This is a genomic window from Collibacillus ludicampi (assembly GCF_023705585.1).
Taxonomy (GTDB): Bacteria; Bacillota; Bacilli; order Tumebacillales; family BOQE01; genus Collibacillus; species Collibacillus ludicampi.
In genome coordinates this window covers 2,205,384-2,224,471 of record NZ_BOQE01000001.1, presented here as the reverse complement: position 1 = coordinate 2,224,471, position 19,088 = coordinate 2,205,384, and the positions used below count along the sequence as shown (strand labels likewise).

9 protein-coding genes, 10 tRNA genes, 3 rRNA genes and 2 pseudogenes are annotated in these 19,088 nt (G+C 49.4%); 1 reads left to right on the top strand and 23 read right to left on the bottom strand.

Annotated features, from left to right (window positions below; translation table 11 throughout):
* Positions 1–7: 7 nt before the first annotated feature.
* The 23 genes and pseudogenes from DNHGIG_RS11200 to DNHGIG_RS11095 all read right to left on the bottom strand — a co-directional run bounded on the left by DNHGIG_RS11200 (position 8) and on the right by DNHGIG_RS11095 (position 17,749).
* Positions 8–82, bottom strand: a tRNA-Cys gene (locus DNHGIG_RS11200).
* Between the two features lie 6 nt (positions 83–88).
* Positions 89–165, bottom strand: a tRNA-Met gene (locus DNHGIG_RS11195).
* 5 nt (positions 166–170) lie between these two features.
* Positions 171–254: transfer RNA gene (locus tag DNHGIG_RS11190), tRNA-Tyr, on the bottom strand.
* 33 nt (positions 255–287) lie between these two features.
* Positions 288–363, bottom strand: a tRNA-Met gene (locus DNHGIG_RS11185).
* A 20-nt stretch (positions 364–383) separates the two neighbouring features.
* Positions 384–470 (bottom strand) — tRNA-Leu (locus DNHGIG_RS11180).
* 3 nt (positions 471–473) lie between these two features.
* Positions 474–548 (bottom strand) — tRNA-Gln (locus DNHGIG_RS11175).
* Between the two features lies 1 nt (position 549).
* Positions 550–625 (bottom strand) — tRNA-His (locus DNHGIG_RS11170).
* Positions 626–696: 71 nt separating this feature from the next.
* Positions 697–782 (bottom strand) — tRNA-Leu (locus DNHGIG_RS11165).
* A 5-nt stretch (positions 783–787) separates the two neighbouring features.
* A tRNA-Gly gene (locus DNHGIG_RS11160) sits at positions 788–862 on the bottom strand.
* Positions 863–867: 5 nt separating this feature from the next.
* Positions 868–943 (bottom strand) — tRNA-Lys (locus DNHGIG_RS11155).
* 62 nt (positions 944–1,005) lie between these two features.
* A 5S ribosomal RNA gene (rrf, locus tag DNHGIG_RS11150) occupies positions 1,006–1,122 on the bottom strand.
* A gap of 59 nt (positions 1,123–1,181) precedes the next feature.
* Positions 1,182–4,238: ribosomal RNA gene (locus tag DNHGIG_RS11145) — 23S ribosomal RNA — on the bottom strand.
* A 178-nt stretch (positions 4,239–4,416) separates the two neighbouring features.
* Positions 4,417–5,961 (bottom strand): 16S ribosomal RNA (locus DNHGIG_RS11140).
* The 16S, 23S and 5S rRNA genes sit together here with 10 tRNA genes alongside, the layout of an rRNA operon.
* A gap of 216 nt (positions 5,962–6,177) precedes the next feature.
* The gene (locus DNHGIG_RS11135) at positions 6,178–6,393 is read right to left on the bottom strand and encodes a hypothetical protein (RefSeq protein ID WP_282199679.1); all 216 of its coding nucleotides are present in this window, start codon (positions 6,391–6,393) and stop codon (positions 6,178–6,180) included.
* Positions 6,394–6,752: 359 nt separating this feature from the next.
* Positions 6,753–7,487 carry a sensor histidine kinase gene (locus DNHGIG_RS11130; protein WP_282199678.1) on the bottom strand — a complete coding sequence of 245 codons (735 nt, stop codon included), beginning with the start codon at positions 7,485–7,487 and terminating at the stop codon, positions 6,753–6,755.
* Positions 7,399–8,016: a hypothetical protein gene (locus tag DNHGIG_RS11125; protein WP_282199677.1), complete on the bottom strand. Its 618-nt coding sequence runs from the start codon at positions 8,014–8,016 to the stop codon at positions 7,399–7,401. The genes DNHGIG_RS11130 and DNHGIG_RS11125 overlap by 89 nt, the downstream gene beginning before the upstream one ends.
* The gene (locus DNHGIG_RS21030; protein WP_369414755.1) at positions 8,009–8,293 is read right to left on the bottom strand and encodes a winged helix-turn-helix domain-containing protein; all 285 of its coding nucleotides are present in this window, start codon (positions 8,291–8,293) and stop codon (positions 8,009–8,011) included. Before DNHGIG_RS21030 ends, DNHGIG_RS11125 begins: the two co-directional genes overlap by 8 nt.
* Before the next feature lie 123 nt (positions 8,294–8,416).
* Positions 8,417–8,694, bottom strand: a pseudogene (locus tag DNHGIG_RS21025) (response regulator); the annotation flags it as partial.
* Positions 8,695–9,225: 531 nt separating this feature from the next.
* Positions 9,226–9,858: an NAD(P)-dependent oxidoreductase gene (locus DNHGIG_RS11115; protein ID WP_282199676.1), complete on the bottom strand. Its 633-nt coding sequence runs from the start codon at positions 9,856–9,858 to the stop codon at positions 9,226–9,228.
* Between the two features lie 117 nt (positions 9,859–9,975).
* Complete coding sequence (locus DNHGIG_RS11110; protein WP_282199675.1) at positions 9,976–10,416, bottom strand: RrF2 family transcriptional regulator; 441 nt, start codon at positions 10,414–10,416, stop codon at positions 9,976–9,978.
* 518 nt (positions 10,417–10,934) lie between these two features.
* Positions 10,935–14,039: pseudogene (locus DNHGIG_RS11105) on the bottom strand (efflux RND transporter permease subunit).
* A gap of 188 nt (positions 14,040–14,227) precedes the next feature.
* A complete protein-coding gene (locus DNHGIG_RS11100; RefSeq protein ID WP_282199674.1) occupies positions 14,228–16,621 on the bottom strand; it encodes a bifunctional YncE family protein/alkaline phosphatase family protein in 2,394 nt (797 codons plus the stop codon).
* 330 nt (positions 16,622–16,951) lie between these two features.
* On the bottom strand, positions 16,952–17,749 hold the full coding sequence (locus tag DNHGIG_RS11095) for a class I SAM-dependent methyltransferase (protein WP_282199673.1): 798 nt from the start codon (positions 17,747–17,749) through the stop codon (positions 16,952–16,954).
* A 430-nt stretch (positions 17,750–18,179) separates the two neighbouring features.
* Between DNHGIG_RS11095 and DNHGIG_RS11090 the strand changes: the two genes are divergently transcribed.
* A complete protein-coding gene (locus DNHGIG_RS11090; RefSeq protein ID WP_282199672.1) occupies positions 18,180–18,941 on the top strand; it encodes a MerR family transcriptional regulator in 762 nt (253 codons plus the stop codon).
* Positions 18,942–19,088: the final 147 nt, after the last annotated feature.

Below are 19,088 nucleotides of genomic sequence, written 5' to 3'. Positions count from 1 at the left end.
ACTTCTTTGGAGGCGCCACCCGGATTCGAACCGGGGAATAAAGGTTTTGCAGACCTCTGCCTTACCACTTGGCTATGGCGCCACGGTTTGGTGGCTCGAGGCAGAGTCGAACTGCCGACCTACGGGTTATGAATCCGTCGCTCTCACCAACTGAGCTATCGAGCCATGAATGGTGGAGGGGGAAGGATTCGAACCTTCGAAGCTTACGCAACGGATTTACAGTCCGCCCCATTTGACCACTTTGGTACCCCTCCGTAAGAATTCATTTACTCATTATGCAAAATCGTTGGTTGCGGGGGCAGGACTCGAACCTGCGGCCTTCGGGTTATGAGCCCGACGAGCTGCCAACTGCTCCACCCCGCGACGTTTCTATGGATTTCGCTTGGTGCGGTCGAGAGGACTTGAACCTCCACGAGTTTGCACTCACAAGAACCTGAATCTTGCGCGTCTGCCAATTCCGCCACGACCGCATCTGGCTGGGGAGGTAGGGATCGAACCTACGCATGACGGAGTCAAAGTCCGTTGCCTTACCGCTTGGCGACTCCCCAATGGGGTGGATGATGGGAATCGAACCCACGAATGCCGGAGCCACAATCCGGTGCGTTAGCCACTTCGCCACATCCACCATCATTCTTTGTGGCAGGAATAATCGTGATAAGTCAAACGCTCGATCCAGGTGAGCTACGGGCACATGTATGGTGCGATCGAGTGGACTTGAACCACCACGGGATAAACCCACACGCCCCTCAAACGTGCGCGTCTGCCGATTCCGCCACGATCGCATGTATGGAGCGGAAGACGGGACTCGAACCCGCGGCCCTCGCCTTGGCAAGGCGATGCTCTACCACTGAGCTACTTCCGCATCTCTGGTGAGCCATGAAGGACTCGAACCTTCGACACCCTGATTAAAAGTCAGGTGCTCTACCAACTGAGCTAATGGCTCATTCAGGGGGAGGTAAGCGGATACTAGGCAAGCGCTCTACCACCCGCTAGTAAATGGGTTCAGCCTGGCGACGACCTACTCTCCCGGGGGCTCCCGCCCCAAGTACCATTGGCGCTGGAGAGCTTAACTTCCGTGTTCGAGATGGGAACGGGTGTGTCCTCTCCGCTATCATCACCAGACTGTCGGGATTGCTCCTGAAAACTGGACACGAATATGAGATATGGAACCATAAACCGTTTAGATTAAGCCCTCGACCGATTAGTACGGGTCAGCTCAACACCTCGCGGTGCTTACACCTCCCGCCTCTCCACCCTGTCTTCTTCAGGGGGTCTTACCTCGTGGACCGAGTGGGAAGTCTTATCTTGAGGGGGCTTCGCGCTTAGATGCTTTCAGCGCTTATCCCGGCCCGACATAGCTACTCAGCGATGCGGGTGGCACCGCAACTGAGACACCAGCGGTCGGTTCATCCCGGTCCTCTCGTACTAAGGACAACTCCTCTCAAACTTCCTGCGCCCGTGGCAGATAGGGACCGAACTGTCTCACGACGTTCTGAACCCAGCTCGCGTACCGCTTTAATGGGCGAACAGCCCAACCCTTGGGACCAACTACAGCCCCAGGATGCGATGAGCCGACATCGAGGTGCCAAACCTCCCCGTCGATGTGGACTCTTGGGGAGATAAGCCTGTTATCCCCAGGGTAGCTTTTATCCGTTGAGCGACGGCCCTTCCACTTGGAACCGCCGGATCACTAAGCCCGACTTTCGTCCCTGCTCGACCTGTATGTCTCGCAGTCAAGCTCCCTTATGCCTTTGCACTCGAAGCGCGATTTCCAACCGCGCTGAGGGAACCCTTGGGCGCCTCCGTTACCTTTTAGGAGGCGACCGCCCCAGTCAAACTGCCCGCCTGACATTGTCCCTTGCCCGGATGACGGGCACAAGTTAGAAGATCAGTACCTCAAGGGTGGTATCCCAACGGCGGCTCCACCAAGGCTGGCGCCCTGATTTCCAAGCCTCCCACCTATCCTGTACATGAGATACCCATCTTCCATATCAAGCTACAGTCAAGCTCCATGGGGTCTTTCCGTCTAGCCACGGGTAACCTGCATCTTCACAGGTATTACAATTTCACCGGATCTCTCGTCGAGACAGCGCCCAAGTCGTTACGCCATTCGTGCGGGTCGGAACTTACCCGACAAGGAATTTCGCTACCTTAGGACCGTTATAGTTACGGCCGCCGTTTACTGGGGCTTCGGTTCAGAGCTTCGCTTTCGCTAACCCTTCCCTTAACCTTCCAGCACCGGGCAGGCGTCAGCCCTATACGTCGCCTTACGGCTTAGCAGAGACCTGTGTTTTTGCTAAACAGTCGCTTGGGCCTTTTCACTGCGGCTCCCTCGGGCTCATCACCCTACCGGAGCGCCCCTTCTCCCGAAGTTACGGGGCCATTTTGCCGAGTTCCTTAACGAGAGTTCTTCCGAGCACCTTAGGATTCTCTCCTCGCCTACCTGTGTCGGTTTGCGGTACGGGCACCAGCAACCTCGCTAGAAGCTTTTCTTGGCAGCGTGAAATCAGGGACTTCGCTACTTGAATTCGCTCGGCATCACAGCTCAGCCTTACCGAGAGACGGATTTGCCTGCCTCTCAGCCTCGCTGCTTGCACGGACATCCAATCGTCCGCTCACCCTATCCTTCTGCGTCACTCCATCGCTCAAACGGCTGCATGGTGGTACAGGAATTTCCACCTGTTGTCCATCGCCTACGCCTTTCGGCCTCGGCTTAGGTCCCGACTAACCCTGGGCGGACGAGCCTTCCCCAGGAACCCTTAGGCTTTCGGTGGACAGGATTCTCACCTGTCTTTTCGCTACTTATACCGGCATTCTCACTTCTCATCAGTCCACCAGTCCTCACGGTCTAGCTTCAACCCGATGAGAACGCTCCCCTACCACGGATCGTTCATCACCCTAGACTCATGGCCACCCGCGGTTTGAGCGGGCGATTTTGGCGAATGCTTTTGAATGATCCTTGCGGAGAGCATTCGCAGAAAATGTCTTATACACCATGACGTCCACGGTGACGAACGATCCATCCATAGCTTCGGTATCCGGTTTGAGCCCCGTTACATTTTCCGCGCAGCGTCACTCGACCAGTGAGCTATTACGCACTCTTTAAATGGTGGCTGCTTCTAAGCCAACATCCTGGTTGTCTGTGCACCGCCACATCGTTTCCCACTTAACCGGAATTTAGGGACCTTAGCTGATGGTCTGGGCTGTTTCCCTTTTGACCACGGATCTTAGCACTCGTAGTCTGACTGCCGGAGACCAAGATCATGGCATTCGGAGTTTGACTGAGTTCGGTAACCCGCGAAGGCCCCTAGCCCAATCAGTGCTCTACCTCCATGTCTCTGCTCCGACGCTAGCCCTAAAGCTATTTCGGGGAGAACCAGCTATCTCCGAGTTCGATTGGAATTTCACCGCTATCCCCACGTCATCCCCGCATTTTTCAACATGCGTGGGTTCGGACCTCCATGCGGCTTTACCCGCACTTCATCCTGCACAGGGATAGATCACACGGTTTCGGGTCTACGACTGCGTACTCAAGCCCTCTTCAGACTCGCTTTCGCTGCGGCTCCGGCTTCCCGCCTTAACCTCGCACGCAATCGTAACTCGCCGGTTCATTCTACAAAAGGCACGCCGTCAGGCACATCCTTGCGGATATCGCCCTCCGACTGATTGTAGGCACACGGTTTCAGGTTCTCTTTCACTCCGCTCCCGCGGTGCTTTTCACCTTTCCCTCACGGTACTGGTTCACTATCGGTCGCCAGGTTGTATTTAGCCTTAGGAGGTGGTCCTCCCGGATTCCCACGGGATTCCTCGTGTCCCGCGGTACTCGGGGTCCGTCTCGAGTCCTCTTCGTTTCAGATACGGGACTGTCACCCTCTCTGGTCGGCCGTTCCAAGCCGTTCTCTTACGAAAAGGAGTGGTAACTCCATGTGAGACGCCCCACGACCCCGCCTGTGCAAGCACATGCGGTTTAGGCTCTTCCCCGTTCGCTCGCCACTACTGAGGGAATCACTGTTGTTTTCTTTTCCTCAGGGTACTAAGATGTTTCAGTTCCCTGGTGTACCTTCTCACTGCCTATGGATTCAGCAGTGGATACCCCGCCATTACGCGGGGTGGGTTGCCATTCGGAAATCCCCGGATCAAAGCCTGCTTACGGCTCCCCGAGGCGTATCGGCGTTAGCCCCGTCCTTCATCGGCACCTGGCGCCAAGGCATCCTCCGTGCGCCCTTCGTAGCTTAATCTACAAAGTGACTCGGTTGATTCCAGTTCCATTGCAAACTGCTATGCAGTTCCCTTTGCAATGTCTTCTCATATTCGTTATCCAGTTTTCAAGGAGCAAGTGAAGGATTCACTCCCTCAAAACCAAATCGTGTAGGGAGATTGTTCGGCGTGAGCCGAACCTCGTCATAACATCCTTAGAAAGGAGGTGATCCAGCCGCACCTTCCGATACGGCTACCTTGTTACGACTTCACCCCAGTCATCGGCCCCACCTTAGGCGGCTGGCTCCTCAAAGAGGTTACCCCACCGACTTCGGGTGTTGCCAACTCCCATGGTGTGACGGGCGGTGTGTACAAGGCCGGAACGTATTCACCGCGGCATGCTGATCCGCGATTACTAGCAATTCCGGCTTCATGCAGGCGAGTTGCAGCCTGCAATCCGAACTACGAACGGTTTTCAGGGTTTGGCTCCACCTCGCGGTTTCGCATCCCGTTGTACCGCCCATTGTAGCACGTGTGTAGCCCAGGACATAAGGGGCATGATGATTTGACGTCATCCCCGCCTTCCTCCGACTTGTCGTCGGCAGTCTGTTGTGAGTGCCCAACTGAATGCTGGCAACACAACACAAGGGTTGCGCTCGTTGCGGGACTTAACCCAACATCTCACGACACGAGCTGACGACAACCATGCACCACCTGTCACCGCTGCCCCGAAGGGAAGGTCTGTCTCCAGACCGGTCAGCGGGATGTCAAGCCCTGGTAAGGTTCTTCGCGTTGCTTCGAATTAAACCACATGCTCCACTGCTTGTGCGGGCCCCGTCAATTCCTTTGAGTTTCAGTCTTGCGACCGTACTCCCCAGGCGGAGTGCTTCATGCGTTAGCTTCGGCACTCATGGGTATGAGCCCACGAACACCTAGCACTCATCGTTTACGGCGTGGACTACCAGGGTATCTAATCCTGTTTGCTCCCCACGCTTTCGCGCCTCAACGTCAGGAATCGGCCAGCAAGGCGCCTTCGCCACAGGTGTTCCTCCACATCTCTACGCATTTCACCGCTACACGTGGAATTCCCTTGCCTCTCCGACCCTCAAGCTCTCCCGTATCCAAGGCCGTCCCGGGTTGAGCCCCGGGTTTTCACCCCGGACGCAGAAAGCCGTCTGCGCGCGCTTTACGCCCAGTGAATCCGGACAACGCTTGCCCCTACGTATTACCGCGGCTGCTGGCACGTAGTTAGCCGGGGCTTCCTCCTCCGGTACCGTCAGGATAGGAGCATTGCTTCACCTATCGGTTCGTCCCGGAAGACAGAGTTTTACAATCCGAAGACCTTCATCACTCACGCGGCGTTGCTCCGTCAGGCTTGCGCCCATTGCGGAAGATTCCCTACTGCTGCCTCCCGTAGGAGTCTGGGCCGTGTCTCAGTCCCAGTGTGGCCGGTCACCCTCTCAGGTCGGCTACGCATCGTTGCCTTGGTGAGCCGTTACCTCACCAACTAGCTAATGCGCCGCGGGCCCATCTGGCAGTGACGCCGTGAAGCGCCTTTCCCTCCTCACGGATGCCCGTGAAGAGCGTATCGGGTATTAGCACTCGTTTCCAAGCGTTATCCCCGTCTGCCAGGCAGGTTGCCCACGTGTTACTCACCCGTCCGCCGCTGACTTCGAGGAGCAAGCTCCTCTCCATCCGCGCGACTTGCATGTATTAGGCACGCCGCCAGCGTTCGTCCTGAGCCAGGATCAAACTCTCGAAGAAAGATTGTATGTCACGCTCCGAAGAGCCGACAAAATCAAACATCCTAGCTCCCTACACGATTCAGTTTTCAAAGAGCGACCGTCGCAAAAGCGACTTTTTCAATATACCATCTTGCAATCTATTTTGCAAGTGGTAATTTCTGTTCTTCTTCCTCGTCACCGCTCATCGCGGCGACAGGTGCTATCTTAGCACGTATGCTTTTCTATCTCAATTCAGTCAACCAAACAAGATAAAACAAATCGGATTCAAATCATCATCTATGTCATCAGGGTCGTTGTTATTCTTTCTTTTTCTTTTGTTCTCGATACCATGGACCTGAATGACGACCCACTCCCTTCTAGGCAGGTTGACCCTACAAGAAAGAACGACTAATAGAATACCGCCCAAAACATACATCGAAAAAAACTGCTGGAGGAACGTGTGGACTTTCATGATTGCCCCTCATGCCGCACGCGGCGGCGCCATCAGAGGATGAAATGTTTCTTGTGCGGAAAGAGAAGTTTGTGACTGCCACAAGCAACAGAGCGGCTTTTGGGTGGGTGTTATCGCTTTGCGGCGCAGAGGTGAGTTGAAGGTCGTTCCGCTTCCTTTTCCTTTAAACCTATTAGAGGGCATATGCTTTGCGTGAAAAAGCGACTTTGGAAGTCGTCTCGCAACATTAGAAAAAGATCCGCGCGAGACGACCTCCACGGAGCATGAGCGCAAAGCATATGCCTCGAAGGAACCCAAGCGCAAAGCGATACACCCACCCAAGCACTAGTTTTCAAGATAGTACCGTACCCCAGTAACAGTTACCGCTTTCGTTTCAAGGGCAGGGTGATATGAAAGACCGTCCCGACCCCTATTTGGCTTTCGACACGAACTTTCCCGTGATGGGCTTTTATGATCCATTCGGCGATAGATAAACCGAGACCAGTTCCCTCTCCGGTTCGAGAACGAGTCTTATCTCCTCGATAAAAACGATCAAAGATATGGGGCAAATCTTCCTTGGCAATGCCGACACCGGTGTCCTCCACTGTTATATAAACGAAAGACGAAGAAGGGTGACAAGAAATCTTGATGGATCCTTCATGTGTGTACTTTAAAGCATTGTCTAATAGAATGACAAACAATTGATGCAAACGCTGCTCATCGCCATCCATCAGAATCGGAGACGCAATGGAGGTTTCGATCGTGATGTTTTTTAATTTTGCAAGTTCGCGAAATTGATCCGCGACGCGATTCAAAATTTCATCCAATCGAACGGGTTCAGATAAAATTTGAAGTTGGTTGGAATCAGTTCTCGCCAACGTGAGCAAGTCGGAGACCAATTTATTCATTCTTCTCGTTTCACGAATCATCACGGAAATCTTTTGACTTTCTTGTTCTATGGTGTGGTCTGGATGACGAAACAATCGTTCCAGGTTTACCAACAATATAGATAGCGGTGTGCGCAATTCATGGGAAGCATCGGCAACAAACTGCTGTTGTTTGTTCCATGACCGTTGAATGGGAACGAGAGCCCGTTCCGCTAGAAAAACCCGCAAGCACAGCAATGATGCCGCTTATGATCCCGCCAATCTCTATGACAAACAGCAAATTGTGCAACATATTTTGCTCGGGTTCCAGGTTATAGACCAGTTGGAGAATCCCAAGCGGAACATGACTTGCGAAAGGCATTTGTTCCTGAACCAAAGGTACATTATACACGCGATAGCTTTGATTACCCACAGTGATGGTTTGCACGCTTTCCTTTGTAAGACTGGGACGAAGATCCATGAGATCATTAGAATCAAACGTATCTTCAGGGATCTGCTGAATCACCTGCCCGTCATTGTTCCAAAGCACGAATGTCATGTGACGTTCCGGTTCATGCGCCCCTCTCATTCTGCGATGAAACAAATCTGCAAAATGTCCGTTTCTCAAATGCACGAATTCCTCATACAATGAACTGTCCACTTGTTTATATAACTTGTATTGCATATAAAAATACAAAGTGGCCCCCAACCCATTTAAAAGGAATACAAAGACAATAGAATTAAGAAGCACCAGGCGAATACGTGTCTTTTTAAACATAGGTGTTTACCCTCGCTTTAACATGTATCCCACCCCGCGAATCGTTCTGATATAATTGTCGCATCCATGATCCGCTAATTTTTCTTAAATAGTGTACATAAAGATCGACGACGGAATCGGCAGCGTCAGCGTCAATCCCCCACACCCGGTCTAAAATTTGACCTCGTGTAAGAATTTGCTCTTTATTGCAAACAAAATACTTTAAGAGTTCATATTCCTTATTTGTCAGGTTTAAAGGGTGATCGTCAACAAATCCGTCATACGCTTTTTCAGGCATTCGAATACGCCCGTAAGAAATTTCACCCTCATTTCCGAGTATACCGTTTCTCCTTAAAAGCGCCCGTATCCGAGCAAGCAATTCCTCGGAAGCAAACGGTTTTACGAGGTAATCGTCGGCACCGGAATCGAGACCCCTCACCCGATCTTCCACACTGTCCTTAGCGGTTAAGAAAATCGCCGGGGTTTTATGGATCGGGCACGCAATTTTTTTATCATTTCCAAACCGTCCAGCTCCGGTAACATGATGTCGAGAACCATGAGGTCGTATATTCCGGTTTCAGCCATCGAATATCCATCTTCCCCATTCAGTGCTACATCGACTTTATATCCCTCATCCTTCAACAGATCAGCGATTGCATGCAAGAGCGATCGATCGTCTTCCACAACCAAGATTCTCATACGTAACATGACCTCCATCACGCACCAGCGCAGCCAGTCAGAGATTCACTGTACTCGAGCTGTCATCGACTTCATTGAAACAATACACCATGTCTACAAGCGAAAGCAATGATCAATCGGCCATGACCGCAAAGAGTAGAAAACTTTTGAACTTATGGAAACACGTCATTCTTTGAATTTGATTTGATTTGAACCGATTATCATGAAAATCAGTGCTTGGGTGGATGTATCGCTTTGCGCTTGGGTTCGATGAAGGTCGTCCCGCACGAATTCTTTACAGAGGTTGCGGAACGACCTTCAACTCACCTCTGCGCTGCAAAGCGTTACAATCCACCCAAAAGCCACTCCGCTTCTTGTGGTAGTCTCAAACTTCACCTTCCGCATAATAAACTTTTCTTCCCCTGATGGCTCCTCTTACAGCATGGGAGCTCAAATGAAAAAGAGAGGTTTAACCGAACCCCTCTTTTCCTGCATGACATACTCATTCATGAATGCCCTTCTCAAGGATTGTTGTGTATGTTGTCTTTGAAATTAATATCCTACCGTGAAACGTTTGCGAACGAAACGGGGATTTTCCAACTCATCAATCATCGCCACTGCGTAATCTTCTGCGGAAATGCGGCTTTCTCCATTTTCGTTAACAACGAGCTGATCCGTACCGATGCGGTACTTTCCTGTTTTTTCTCCAGGTTCAATGAGGGCCGCCGGGCAGAGACAAGTCCAGTCGAGGTCGCAAGTACGATACACCTCAAGGGCATCCCGGTGTGCCAATGCGATTGACTTCCATGCAGAAGGGAACTCTGGGGTGTCAACCAGTTGGACTCCTGGAGCCACTTCAAGACTTCCGGCCCCACCCACGGCGAGCACACGACGTACGCCGGCGCGTTGTACACCACTGACCAGTGATTTGACTGCATCAATCAAAGTCTGCTCTTGTCCGTGCGCCGGTCCATATGCACTGATCACAGCCTCATGTCCGGCTGCTGCAGCTGCGATACTCTCCTCGTTAAAAATATCACCGATCACGCTCTGCAGGTTAGGGTGCTTGATTGCCAATCGTGCAGGATCACGAACAATCGCTGTCACTTGATGTCCTCGCTCCAACGCCTCCTGTAAAATTCGTTGCCCGATGGTACCTGTAGCACCGATCAATGCGATTTTCATCTGTTCCTCTCTTCCTTTCCCGATCATTTTACGGTCGGTGTGGCTCCACTTGGCAATGTCTGTCTGGCTTTGGCGATTTAACCGAAACTGATTTGGTTACAGTTCAGGGTAAAAAAATTATGATTCAGTTAAACCCAGGTTAAGGCTATGTGAAAGAGCGCGTTTCGCAACCTGTGCGATCGTATATTTCTGTAGAGATTGTATGATCGCGTCTTCGACATCTTTGGCAATCTTCGAAATCACCGCAGGCATCCCCGCACCGATAGGACAGAGAGGATTGGGTTCAGCCGGGCTGGGAGCGATTGCTTGTACCGGCTGGAGTGATTGGTATACCTCAGCCAGAGTGATTTCTTCTGCCGGTCTTGTCAGCCGATATCCTCCGTCCCTGCCTTCCCGGGTTTCCACGATACCGACTTCCACAAGGTGTTTGAGCACTCGCCGCAGGAAAACCGCATGGGTATTCACGCTCCCCGCAATATAACTGCTTGAATAACCGTCTTTGTTCTGTGCCAAAAGTGCCAAGGCATGAACAGACATGGCAAACCAACCAGAAGCCATTTGATTACCTCCCGATGGATATACTATAACTATTATAGTTTTAGTTTTCAAGAAAAAAATTGATGATATTCAATGAAATACCTGTTCTTTATACCTTTTTTTACGACATACGATCAACGATCATTCGTGATCTTCTTATGTTAACTTCGTTTGAATACTTCTTGTTACGTTCAAGCGAAGCTGATAAAAGAAACTTATCTTCCTTATAAAAAGTTTCAATTTTCATTCAAGATAGAAAGATGGTACGATCGTGAAAACAAAATTAATTCATATAAAAATAATTGGAAAGGTAGGTATTGTATATGAAGGTCGTTGGTTTTGCAAAAGGAATCGCACTCGGACTTCTGGCTTTCCCGGCATTGCCCATACTGTTCGCCCGCAGCGTAGCGGAACAGGTTCAGTTCAAGTGAACGAGTCTGTGATGGGTACGGTGTCGCGAGTCAAAAGGAAACCACCGTCAAAAAAACCTTGACGGTGGTTACACATGAAAAACTGGGGGGTACCGAGAATTCTACAGTCTAATAACCCATGTCTTGACCCCGTGAAACATGTTTCCTGCGACCGATCGTCTTATTTTGTATCCACTCATAAAAGATGGGAATCACAAGCAGACTGATCAAAGTTGAGCTGATCATCCCTCCTACAACGATGATACCCAGCGTTTGTGAAATCACCGTATCTTTACTGTGAGAGAGAGCCAGGGGAAGCAAAGTTAAAATGGTGGTCCATGCTGTGATCAAAACCGGGCGTACACGAGATCGAGTCCCTTGAATTACGGCTTTCTCTAAAACCATACCCGAATTCAAGTTACGCTCAATTTTATCCACCAGAACAATCCCATTGGTTACAACGATCCCCGTAAGCATCAAGAGACCTACAAACGCCGATAAATCCCACTCTTTACTGAAAAGAAACATGCCCCATACTGATCCAATCAGGGCTAAAGGTACACATAACAAAACGGCCAGCGGCGCTTTCCATCCTCTAAAAACGGCACTCACAATCGAGAGAACCAGTAGGACGGAACAAGACAATGCGATCGACATGTCATAGATCATCTGATTAACCTGTTCAGTCGTTCCTCCTAATGAATACTTGACTCCCGACGGGAGTGAAAGTCCTCGAAGAACTTCTTCCGTTTGTCGTGTAACTTTTCCAACATCCTGCGAGATGATATTCGCGGTGACTCGGGAAAACGGTTGACCATCACGTTCCCGAATGACCGTTGGCGGCTGATTGGATTGGAGAGAAGCCAGTTGATCAAGCCTGAATGTTTTTCCATCTTTCCCTTGAAACGTTTCCCCCATTTACGAGGAAAGGATGTCTTTCGCCGGAGCGTTACCGATATTTCCGCCATTTCCCGTTTGTTGAGTACCCAGAAAATCGGTAGTGATTGCAACGGGAATCATCCGCTGATCCATCGTTATCATGAGGTTCGTACTTTGCGAAACATAGCGTTCAATCCTGTGAAGGACGTCCTCCATTGGTACCCCGTTTTTTTCAATCGCTTCCCGATTCAATCGTATCTGGTATCCTGTTGCGGATCCTTTGTCATCTGCCGTACCCTCTACGCTGATCCCCGGAACGAGTTGAAGTTTACTTCTGATCATTCTCGCCGCGTTCTCCAAAGTCTGACTATCAGCACCGGTGAGATCAATCTTGAGTTGCGAATCATCACCCGCGATGTTCTGGTTCGTGATCGTATCAACCGTACTGTTTGACAAGGGGACAAACGTGCTTCTCATGTCGGATATCAACCGGTCGATATCCACACCGGGTTTAACCGTCACCGCGATGTTTGCCACATGGTCTTCCTGTACCCAACCTCCTCCCTCATCGAACACATCATCAAATTGAGGAGTAAAGGATGATCCGAAAGTTGCAGAAAATGTCTCTACTTCCGGTTTTGCCTTTAAATAGCTTTCCGCATGTCTCACTTCTTGGTCGACTTCTTGCCATGAAACTTCTTCCGGCAACTCCAATTGCATCAAGATTTGCCCCGATCGGTTTGTTGGCAAAAAGTTGACCGGCAGACTCGCAGCCATCACCCCTGTAACCAGAAAAATGGTAACGCAAACCGCGATTACCTTGCCCCTTCTTCGAAAAGCCCACCGCAACACTCGTTCTGCCGGTGCTTCCACGCTTGCAGCCGAATCTTTTATCGCCTTTTTCCATCCCAGGTTGTACAGAGCGGGTACAACCATCAGAGAGACAAAGAGAGAAGTGATCAACGCGATGGTGACAGACCAGGCAAACCCGGAAAAGGCAGCACTGATCATCCCTCCGCTCAAAGCGATGGGAAGAAAGACGACGACCGTCGTCGCCGTCGAGGAGACGACGGCAGGAATCATCTCCCGAACGGCATCCGCGATGATCCCCGGGCTCCATTTACCTTCTGACTCACTGACTTTGCGATACATATTGTCAAGAATGACAATTGAGTCATCGACCACCCGGCCCATGGCAACAATGAGCCCTGAAATTGTCAGGATATTCAGGGTAATGCCCATAGTTTTGAGAATAGCCGTTGTTGACGATAGACAAATCGGCAGGGATAGTACGATTAACAAGGTTGTGCGTACATGCCGAAAAAAGAGAAAGACACAGAACATGGCAAAAACGGAACCAAGTACCCCTTCTTTCACGAGCCCCATCAGAGAAGACTTGATTTCTTCGCCTTTATCATAAAGTACCGAAAGCTGTATGTTTCCCGAACGGACGTCAGGGATGTGTTGCAAACGCTCCATGACCCTTTCCGATACTTCGGTGATATTGGAAGACGGGGTCTTTAACACATCCATCATAACACTTGGCTTTCCGTTCGTTCGCGAGACCGTCTGCAAATCTATGATCGTTTGTGTAACATCTGCAACGTGGGATAGAGGGACAGTTTTTCCATCCTTGTTATGAACAAGGGCGTTTTTTATGTCTTGTTCAGTGAAATCCCAACCGGCCACTTGCAGAGAAATTGACGTCTGGGGCCCTGTAACCCTTCCCTGCGGCAAAGTCAGATGGAAAGCAGAAAGGGATTGCTGTACATCTTGGATGGTGAGCCCTTCTCTTTCGAGATCTCTTATCCGAAGGGTGACTCGATAACCGTTCGTCCCTCCACCCGTCACGCGGATATCGCTCACTCCGGGTATACGTTTCAGTTCCCGAACCACATGTTCTTGCACCGATGTACGCAACATCTGTTCATCGACCCGATCGGATGGACTCGTGAGACTGATCCGCATCATCGGGAGAGAACTCGAACTGACGCGTGTAATCAGCGGTTTATCGACACCGTTTGGCAGAGATACTCCTTCTAACGCATGGGCCACTTCGGCTTCCGCTTTCTTCATGTCGTAATCCAAAGGGAAAGAAAGACTCATAAACAGCCCGCCCGCAAGGGAATTTGTCTCTACATGCGAAAGCCCATCCACACCCCTGACCGCTTGTTCAAGCACAGGAGCCACGTTTTCTTTCACCTGAGCTGCATCTTCATCAGGTGCATGTACGGTGATCATCAATGTAGAATTATCGATGGACGGCAAATAATCGCGTTGCATCTGATAGGCGGAAAATCCTCCCCATACGAAGATCAAAAGTATACACGCGATGACGAGAATCGTCCGTTTCATGATCGCTTCCAGAAATCGTTTCATCTTCAAATCGAGAACCCCGACCGGTTCCCGAACGGCACCTGCCCTTCCCTTCAGCCGAATCGCTCATTTTTAAAAACGGCGTGCTTTTCCTCCAAGCACGCCTCACGCTGTGTTTGCCACTCATTGTCTTTTTTGTATCAACTGTCACGTTTCACACGGAATGTTTAATTTTTAACCTTCGGCAAGGGTTCATCCCCTTTTGTTGCTTTCCACAGTACGCGATTCAGCTCACCTGACGGAACGGTATCCTCCTTGGAAAAATCCATTTTTTCGGAGATTTGCGCCATTGGCGCGTTGGATTCGTTCACTTTATCCAACGGATACTTCGGCTGCTCAACCGAATATGGCGTAAAGTCCGGTTTGTTTGTAAACGACCCGAGCATCGGTGTGGCAGCGGCGTCAAATTGCGTCATCGGCTTCATGCCTAAAATCAACTCGATCGTTCGGATCATCGAGGCCGTATCATAGAAGGTACTATCCACTCCCCCTCCCTTTTGCGTGTAGGGACTGATGACCAGAGACTCCGTACGGTGAGCATCCACATGATCATAACCGTCTTGCGCATCATCTTCCGTTACGAAAATGGCTGTATCCTTCCAATATTTCGAATGACTGACCGTATCCACGAGCTTTCCTAGAGCATAATCATTTTGTGCAACCATCGCTTGTGGAGTAAGCGCGCCCGGTTTAGTCCCCGCCGTATGATCATTAGGGAGACGGACAATTTCCAATTGCGGGAGGTTGCCGTTTTGCTCAAACTGCTTGAATTCCTTTGCCCATTCGTCGACCCGGTCAAGATCTGAAATGTTCAAATTCCAACCGGGATAGTTCGGGTCATAGTGATTACCGATGCTGGGATCGCTAGGTACATTCTGGCCAGACTTATAAAATTCTCCGTAATCACGGAATGTGACCCCAGACCTTGCTGCATTGTTCCACAAAAATCCCGCTTTCGAATACGTTGCTTCATTATCTCCTTCGAAATCATATCCGCGTCCCCGGCCGGAATAGTTTGCCAGCCAGTTCTTTTCGGTATAGTCATTCGCTTTGGCCGCAGTTGCCCAGTTATGCCCTTGCGCACTGATCTCCGCATCCGCGTAGAAATTATCAAGCGTGACAAACTGATTCGCCAGTTTGTGAAGATTCGGCGTGATATCTTTGCCAAACATCGTCAAGCTGGGATCGCCGTTGCCTTTCCCCAAATCCCCGAAGACCTGATCATATGCCCGGTTCTCTTTGATCACATAAATCACGTGTTTGATCGGGGACTTTTCTGAAGGAAACCTTGGAACAGGGAAATCCTTATCGTCAGAGCTACGGAACCATCCGTCTTTTTTGGCTTCAGGGATTCGATTGTTCTCTTCCACCTGTTTGGTATACTTCTCCAATTGTTCCTGTGTAGGAACATCGATGATCGACAAAGTTCCTTTTATCATATTGCCGATGTATTGTTTTTCCTTGTTGGGGCCTGCCCCCAGTCCTTTCGCGTTGAGAACCATTAATCTCTTTCCGTCTTCGCTGACATAGACACCTGTCGGATACCAGGCTGTAGGAATGAGGCCTTTCACCTTCGCTTGTGCCCGACCTTCACCGTTACCAAGATCCACGACGGCTATGTCATTATTCCCTGCATTCGCCACATAAAGCGTTTTTCCATCGGGGCTTATGGCAAATGCATCCGGCTGTGTACCTGTCTGCGCCCCGCGATAAGGAGCGAGAGAAATGGTTTGCACCACTTCCTGTTGTTTCGGATTCAAGACCGAGATTTCGTCACTGTCCGAGTTCGCAACATAGATCCATCCGTTTACCGGATTTTCCGCCAACGCGTTAGGGTGTAAACCAACAGTGACTGTCTTCTTCAAAGATAAATCTTTCGCATCCAGGATACAGATACTGCTCTCTCCCCAGTTGCTGACATAGAGCCAATTGCCGTCACGACTCAGAAGTGCCATGTAGGGATTTTTCCCCACAGGGGTAGTAGCCTTGATCTCACCAGTTGCGAGGTCAATCATAGAAACCGAGTTCCCTAAATTATTGGCTACATACAAAAACTGCCCATCCGGTGATACCGAGAGTCCCGCCGGATACTCGTTCATGTTGTTTCCGTTGTTCAAGAGAATGGGGTTTTGCTCTGCCAGTTGGCCCTCTGAAAAAGCAAAAACGCGAATTTTATTGTTTCCTCCGGCAGGTGCGTACAACTTCTTGCCATCAGGACTGAATGCGACACCGAGATAAAGCGCCTCTTTGGATGAATACGGTATGGTTTGTGTCACCTTTTGCTCTTTCAGATCGACAACTTGCAACGACTGAGTGCCCTGTCCGTCATTTGAAACAACCAAATAACGGTGATCCGGGCTTACAGTTCCTCCCATCGGAAAATCCCCTAAAGTCAGTTGCGTCCCGGCAGGAGTCAGATACCAACCGTTAGGGGTCACTCCCGTTTCATCCCCTTTCGGTCCTGCTGTCATTGAATAAGCGGCCAGTGCGGAACTTGAACCCAGCACCAATGTTGCCAGGGCGAATGTGGTTAACTTTCTTCGCAGGTTCCTTTTTTTCATTCCATGATTCCCTCCTCATCCACATGAAACGGATATTGCTTTTGCATACCACCCTTCGAGAATGTGTATCTGTCAATTCCATTCTAAATACCCGTTGTAAATTGACTGTTGATAGTCAATAAAAATATGTTGAAGAGTACCCTAAACCCTCTGCTATCCATTGCCTCCCATTGTCTAGTCAGTGATGAACATGGTTGTAAAGGTATAAAAGAAAAAAGTCTGCGTGTTTCCGCAGACCTCGCAATCAAAATATTCTTTAATTAAAAGGCTAGTGGCCGAGTGATTCATCGTATATCATTGATGAATGAATAATGGAACACAACCTTTCGATTACACTGTATCATTGTTTGACGATTTTTTCTCAAAGAGAGCCATCCACTCATCTACCTGTAAGGATATGATTTGATCATGATTTATCGTCACGGAAAAGTATTCGTGAATCGTCCGGTCAGCCGATTGAATATACCCCTGTACCTCCCGGATCTGCTGTTCGCTTCTTGCCGTTCGTTTCACCCATGTCGGGAAATCATATGTTTTCTTCCGAATTCGGGATTTCCGTTCTTCAAATCCCCAATGATGGAGCCAACCTTTCCATTCAGGGATGGTATGGCACCTGACGTGACTTTCATCCCTCAATTTTTCCAAGGTATTCATAAATTGATCCAGCTGTTGATCCTCTGGGGATACATTATCGATAAGCACGAATTTTCCGCCCGGTCTTAGAATCCGGTTGACCTCACGTATAAAATTCTCTGGATTTGGAAAATGATGTGCGGCAATACGACAGGTAACGGCATCAAACGTCTCATTTAAAAAAGGTAGGGATTCGGCATCGGCAATGATGTACCAAATATTTTGATATTCATGCAGATGTTTTTTTGCCGCTTGCAACATTTGTTGGGTCAAGTCGGTCGCAAAGACGTGGGCAACATGGGGAGATAAAGCTTTTGCCACATGTCCCCCGCCGGTCGCGATATCCAGTATGATCCAATTGGGATCTGGGTGTAGCCAATTCACCAGCTGAGAGAGATCATCCCCTCTTGCGTGTGATTCACTCATGACATATTTCTCCGCATTCTTGGCAAATTGACTTTGCACAAGCTTTTTTACTTCTTCATTTTGCGTCATCCGTTCCTCCCTCCCTGCTTAGACGGCGAGTGTCTTACCTGCATTGTCGATCGCATATGCAAGAAAAGGTATGACTATCTCACCATCGGCATTCCTATTTTTAAATAAATCTAATAATTTTTGCCCGTTCATTCGAGATTCCGAACCTAGGAACCTGTATAGTACCGATTCACTATGACACGATTGTATCATAAATTTACACATGATTTTGAAAATCCGCCCCCAGAATTTATGTTCTGTAAAGTGTTATAGGACGGGTAAATCTGGGCACTGGTCAATCAGCAGGCATTCCGCAGAGAGTTGATTTTCCTGATGATAAGGGAAATCGGATTTTTTTGCCTTTGAATAAAAAAGGGCACACTTCCAAAAAAGGATATTGACATTGACGTATACGTAAAGGTGTACAGTTATGGTGTCAGGAGGTGAACACATGGAATACACCGTGCAGAAGCTGGCCCGGTTGGCAGGAATCAGCACCAGAACGCTTCGGTATTATGATGAGATTGGGATTTTGAAGCCGGCAAGAATCAATTCGTCGGGATACCGGATCTATGGTCAGGCTGAAGTAGACCGTTTACAGCAAATCCTGTTTTACAAGGAACTAGGGGTCAGTCTTGACGTGATTAAAGAAATCGTCACCTCCCCCTTCTATGACGGAGCTAAAGCTCTTCGGGAACACCGTGAACAACTCCTCGCCAAAAGAAAGCAGTTGGATGTGCTGATCGCCAATGTGGAAAAAACAATTGCTTCAATGGAAGGGAGAATCATCATGACCGATAAAGAAAAGTTTGAAGGTTTTAAGAAGCAGATGATTGACGACAATGAGGCTAAATACGGGAAAGAGATCCGTGCGAAATATGGCGATGATATCGTGAACCGATCCAATGAAAAATTGCAGAACATGACGAAAGAAGAGTATGAAGAGGTTACCCGTTTGGCGGATGAAATCCTGGCAACACTTGCCGAAGCGTTTGCAAATGGTGACCCAGCCAGCGACATTGCGCAAAAAACGGCGGAGCTGCATAAGCAGTGGCTTACGTATTTCTGGAGCGAATACAGCAAAGAAGCGCATGCTGGCCTTGCCCAAATGTATGTGGATGATGAACGGTTTAAGGCATACTATGAAAAGCAGCCCGGTATGACCGTATTCCTGAGAGACGCGATTCACATCTATACAGGCGTTACGAAATAGATATGGGGAATCGTATGCACACCAAATAAGCCTGTGTCAGTCTTCAGCGTGTAGACTATGTACTGAAGGTAAGGTCTACACGCTCATTTTTTATCTCGGAGTAAAGTAAGTACTTACTTTATATTTGTAAAAGTTTATATTAGAATG

Bases quoted from the DNA above. Each gene is read 5' to 3' on its own strand.
- DNHGIG_RS11125 (WP_282199677.1), bottom strand. From the start codon at position 8,016: ATGTTTAAAAAGACACGTATTCGCCTGGTGCTTCTTAATTCTATTGTC.
- DNHGIG_RS11135 (WP_282199679.1), bottom strand. From the start codon at position 6,393: ATGAAAGTCCACACGTTCCTCCAGCAGTTTTTTTCGATGTATGTTTTG.
- DNHGIG_RS11090 (WP_282199672.1), top strand. From the start codon at position 18,180: ATGGAATACACCGTGCAGAAGCTGGCCCGGTTGGCAGGAATCAGCACC.
- DNHGIG_RS11110 (WP_282199675.1), bottom strand. From the start codon at position 10,416: ATGGCTTCTGGTTGGTTTGCCATGTCTGTTCATGCCTTGGCACTTTTG.
- DNHGIG_RS11115 (WP_282199676.1), bottom strand. From the start codon at position 9,858: ATGAAAATCGCATTGATCGGTGCTACAGGTACCATCGGGCAACGAATT.
- DNHGIG_RS11100 (WP_282199674.1), bottom strand. From the start codon at position 16,621: ATGAAAAAAAGGAACCTGCGAAGAAAGTTAACCACATTCGCCCTGGCA.
- DNHGIG_RS11095 (WP_282199673.1), bottom strand. From the start codon at position 17,749: ATGACGCAAAATGAAGAAGTAAAAAAGCTTGTGCAAAGTCAATTTGCC.
- DNHGIG_RS21030 (WP_369414755.1), bottom strand. From the start codon at position 8,293: ATGCCTGAAAAAGCGTATGACGGATTTGTTGACGATCACCCTTTAAAC.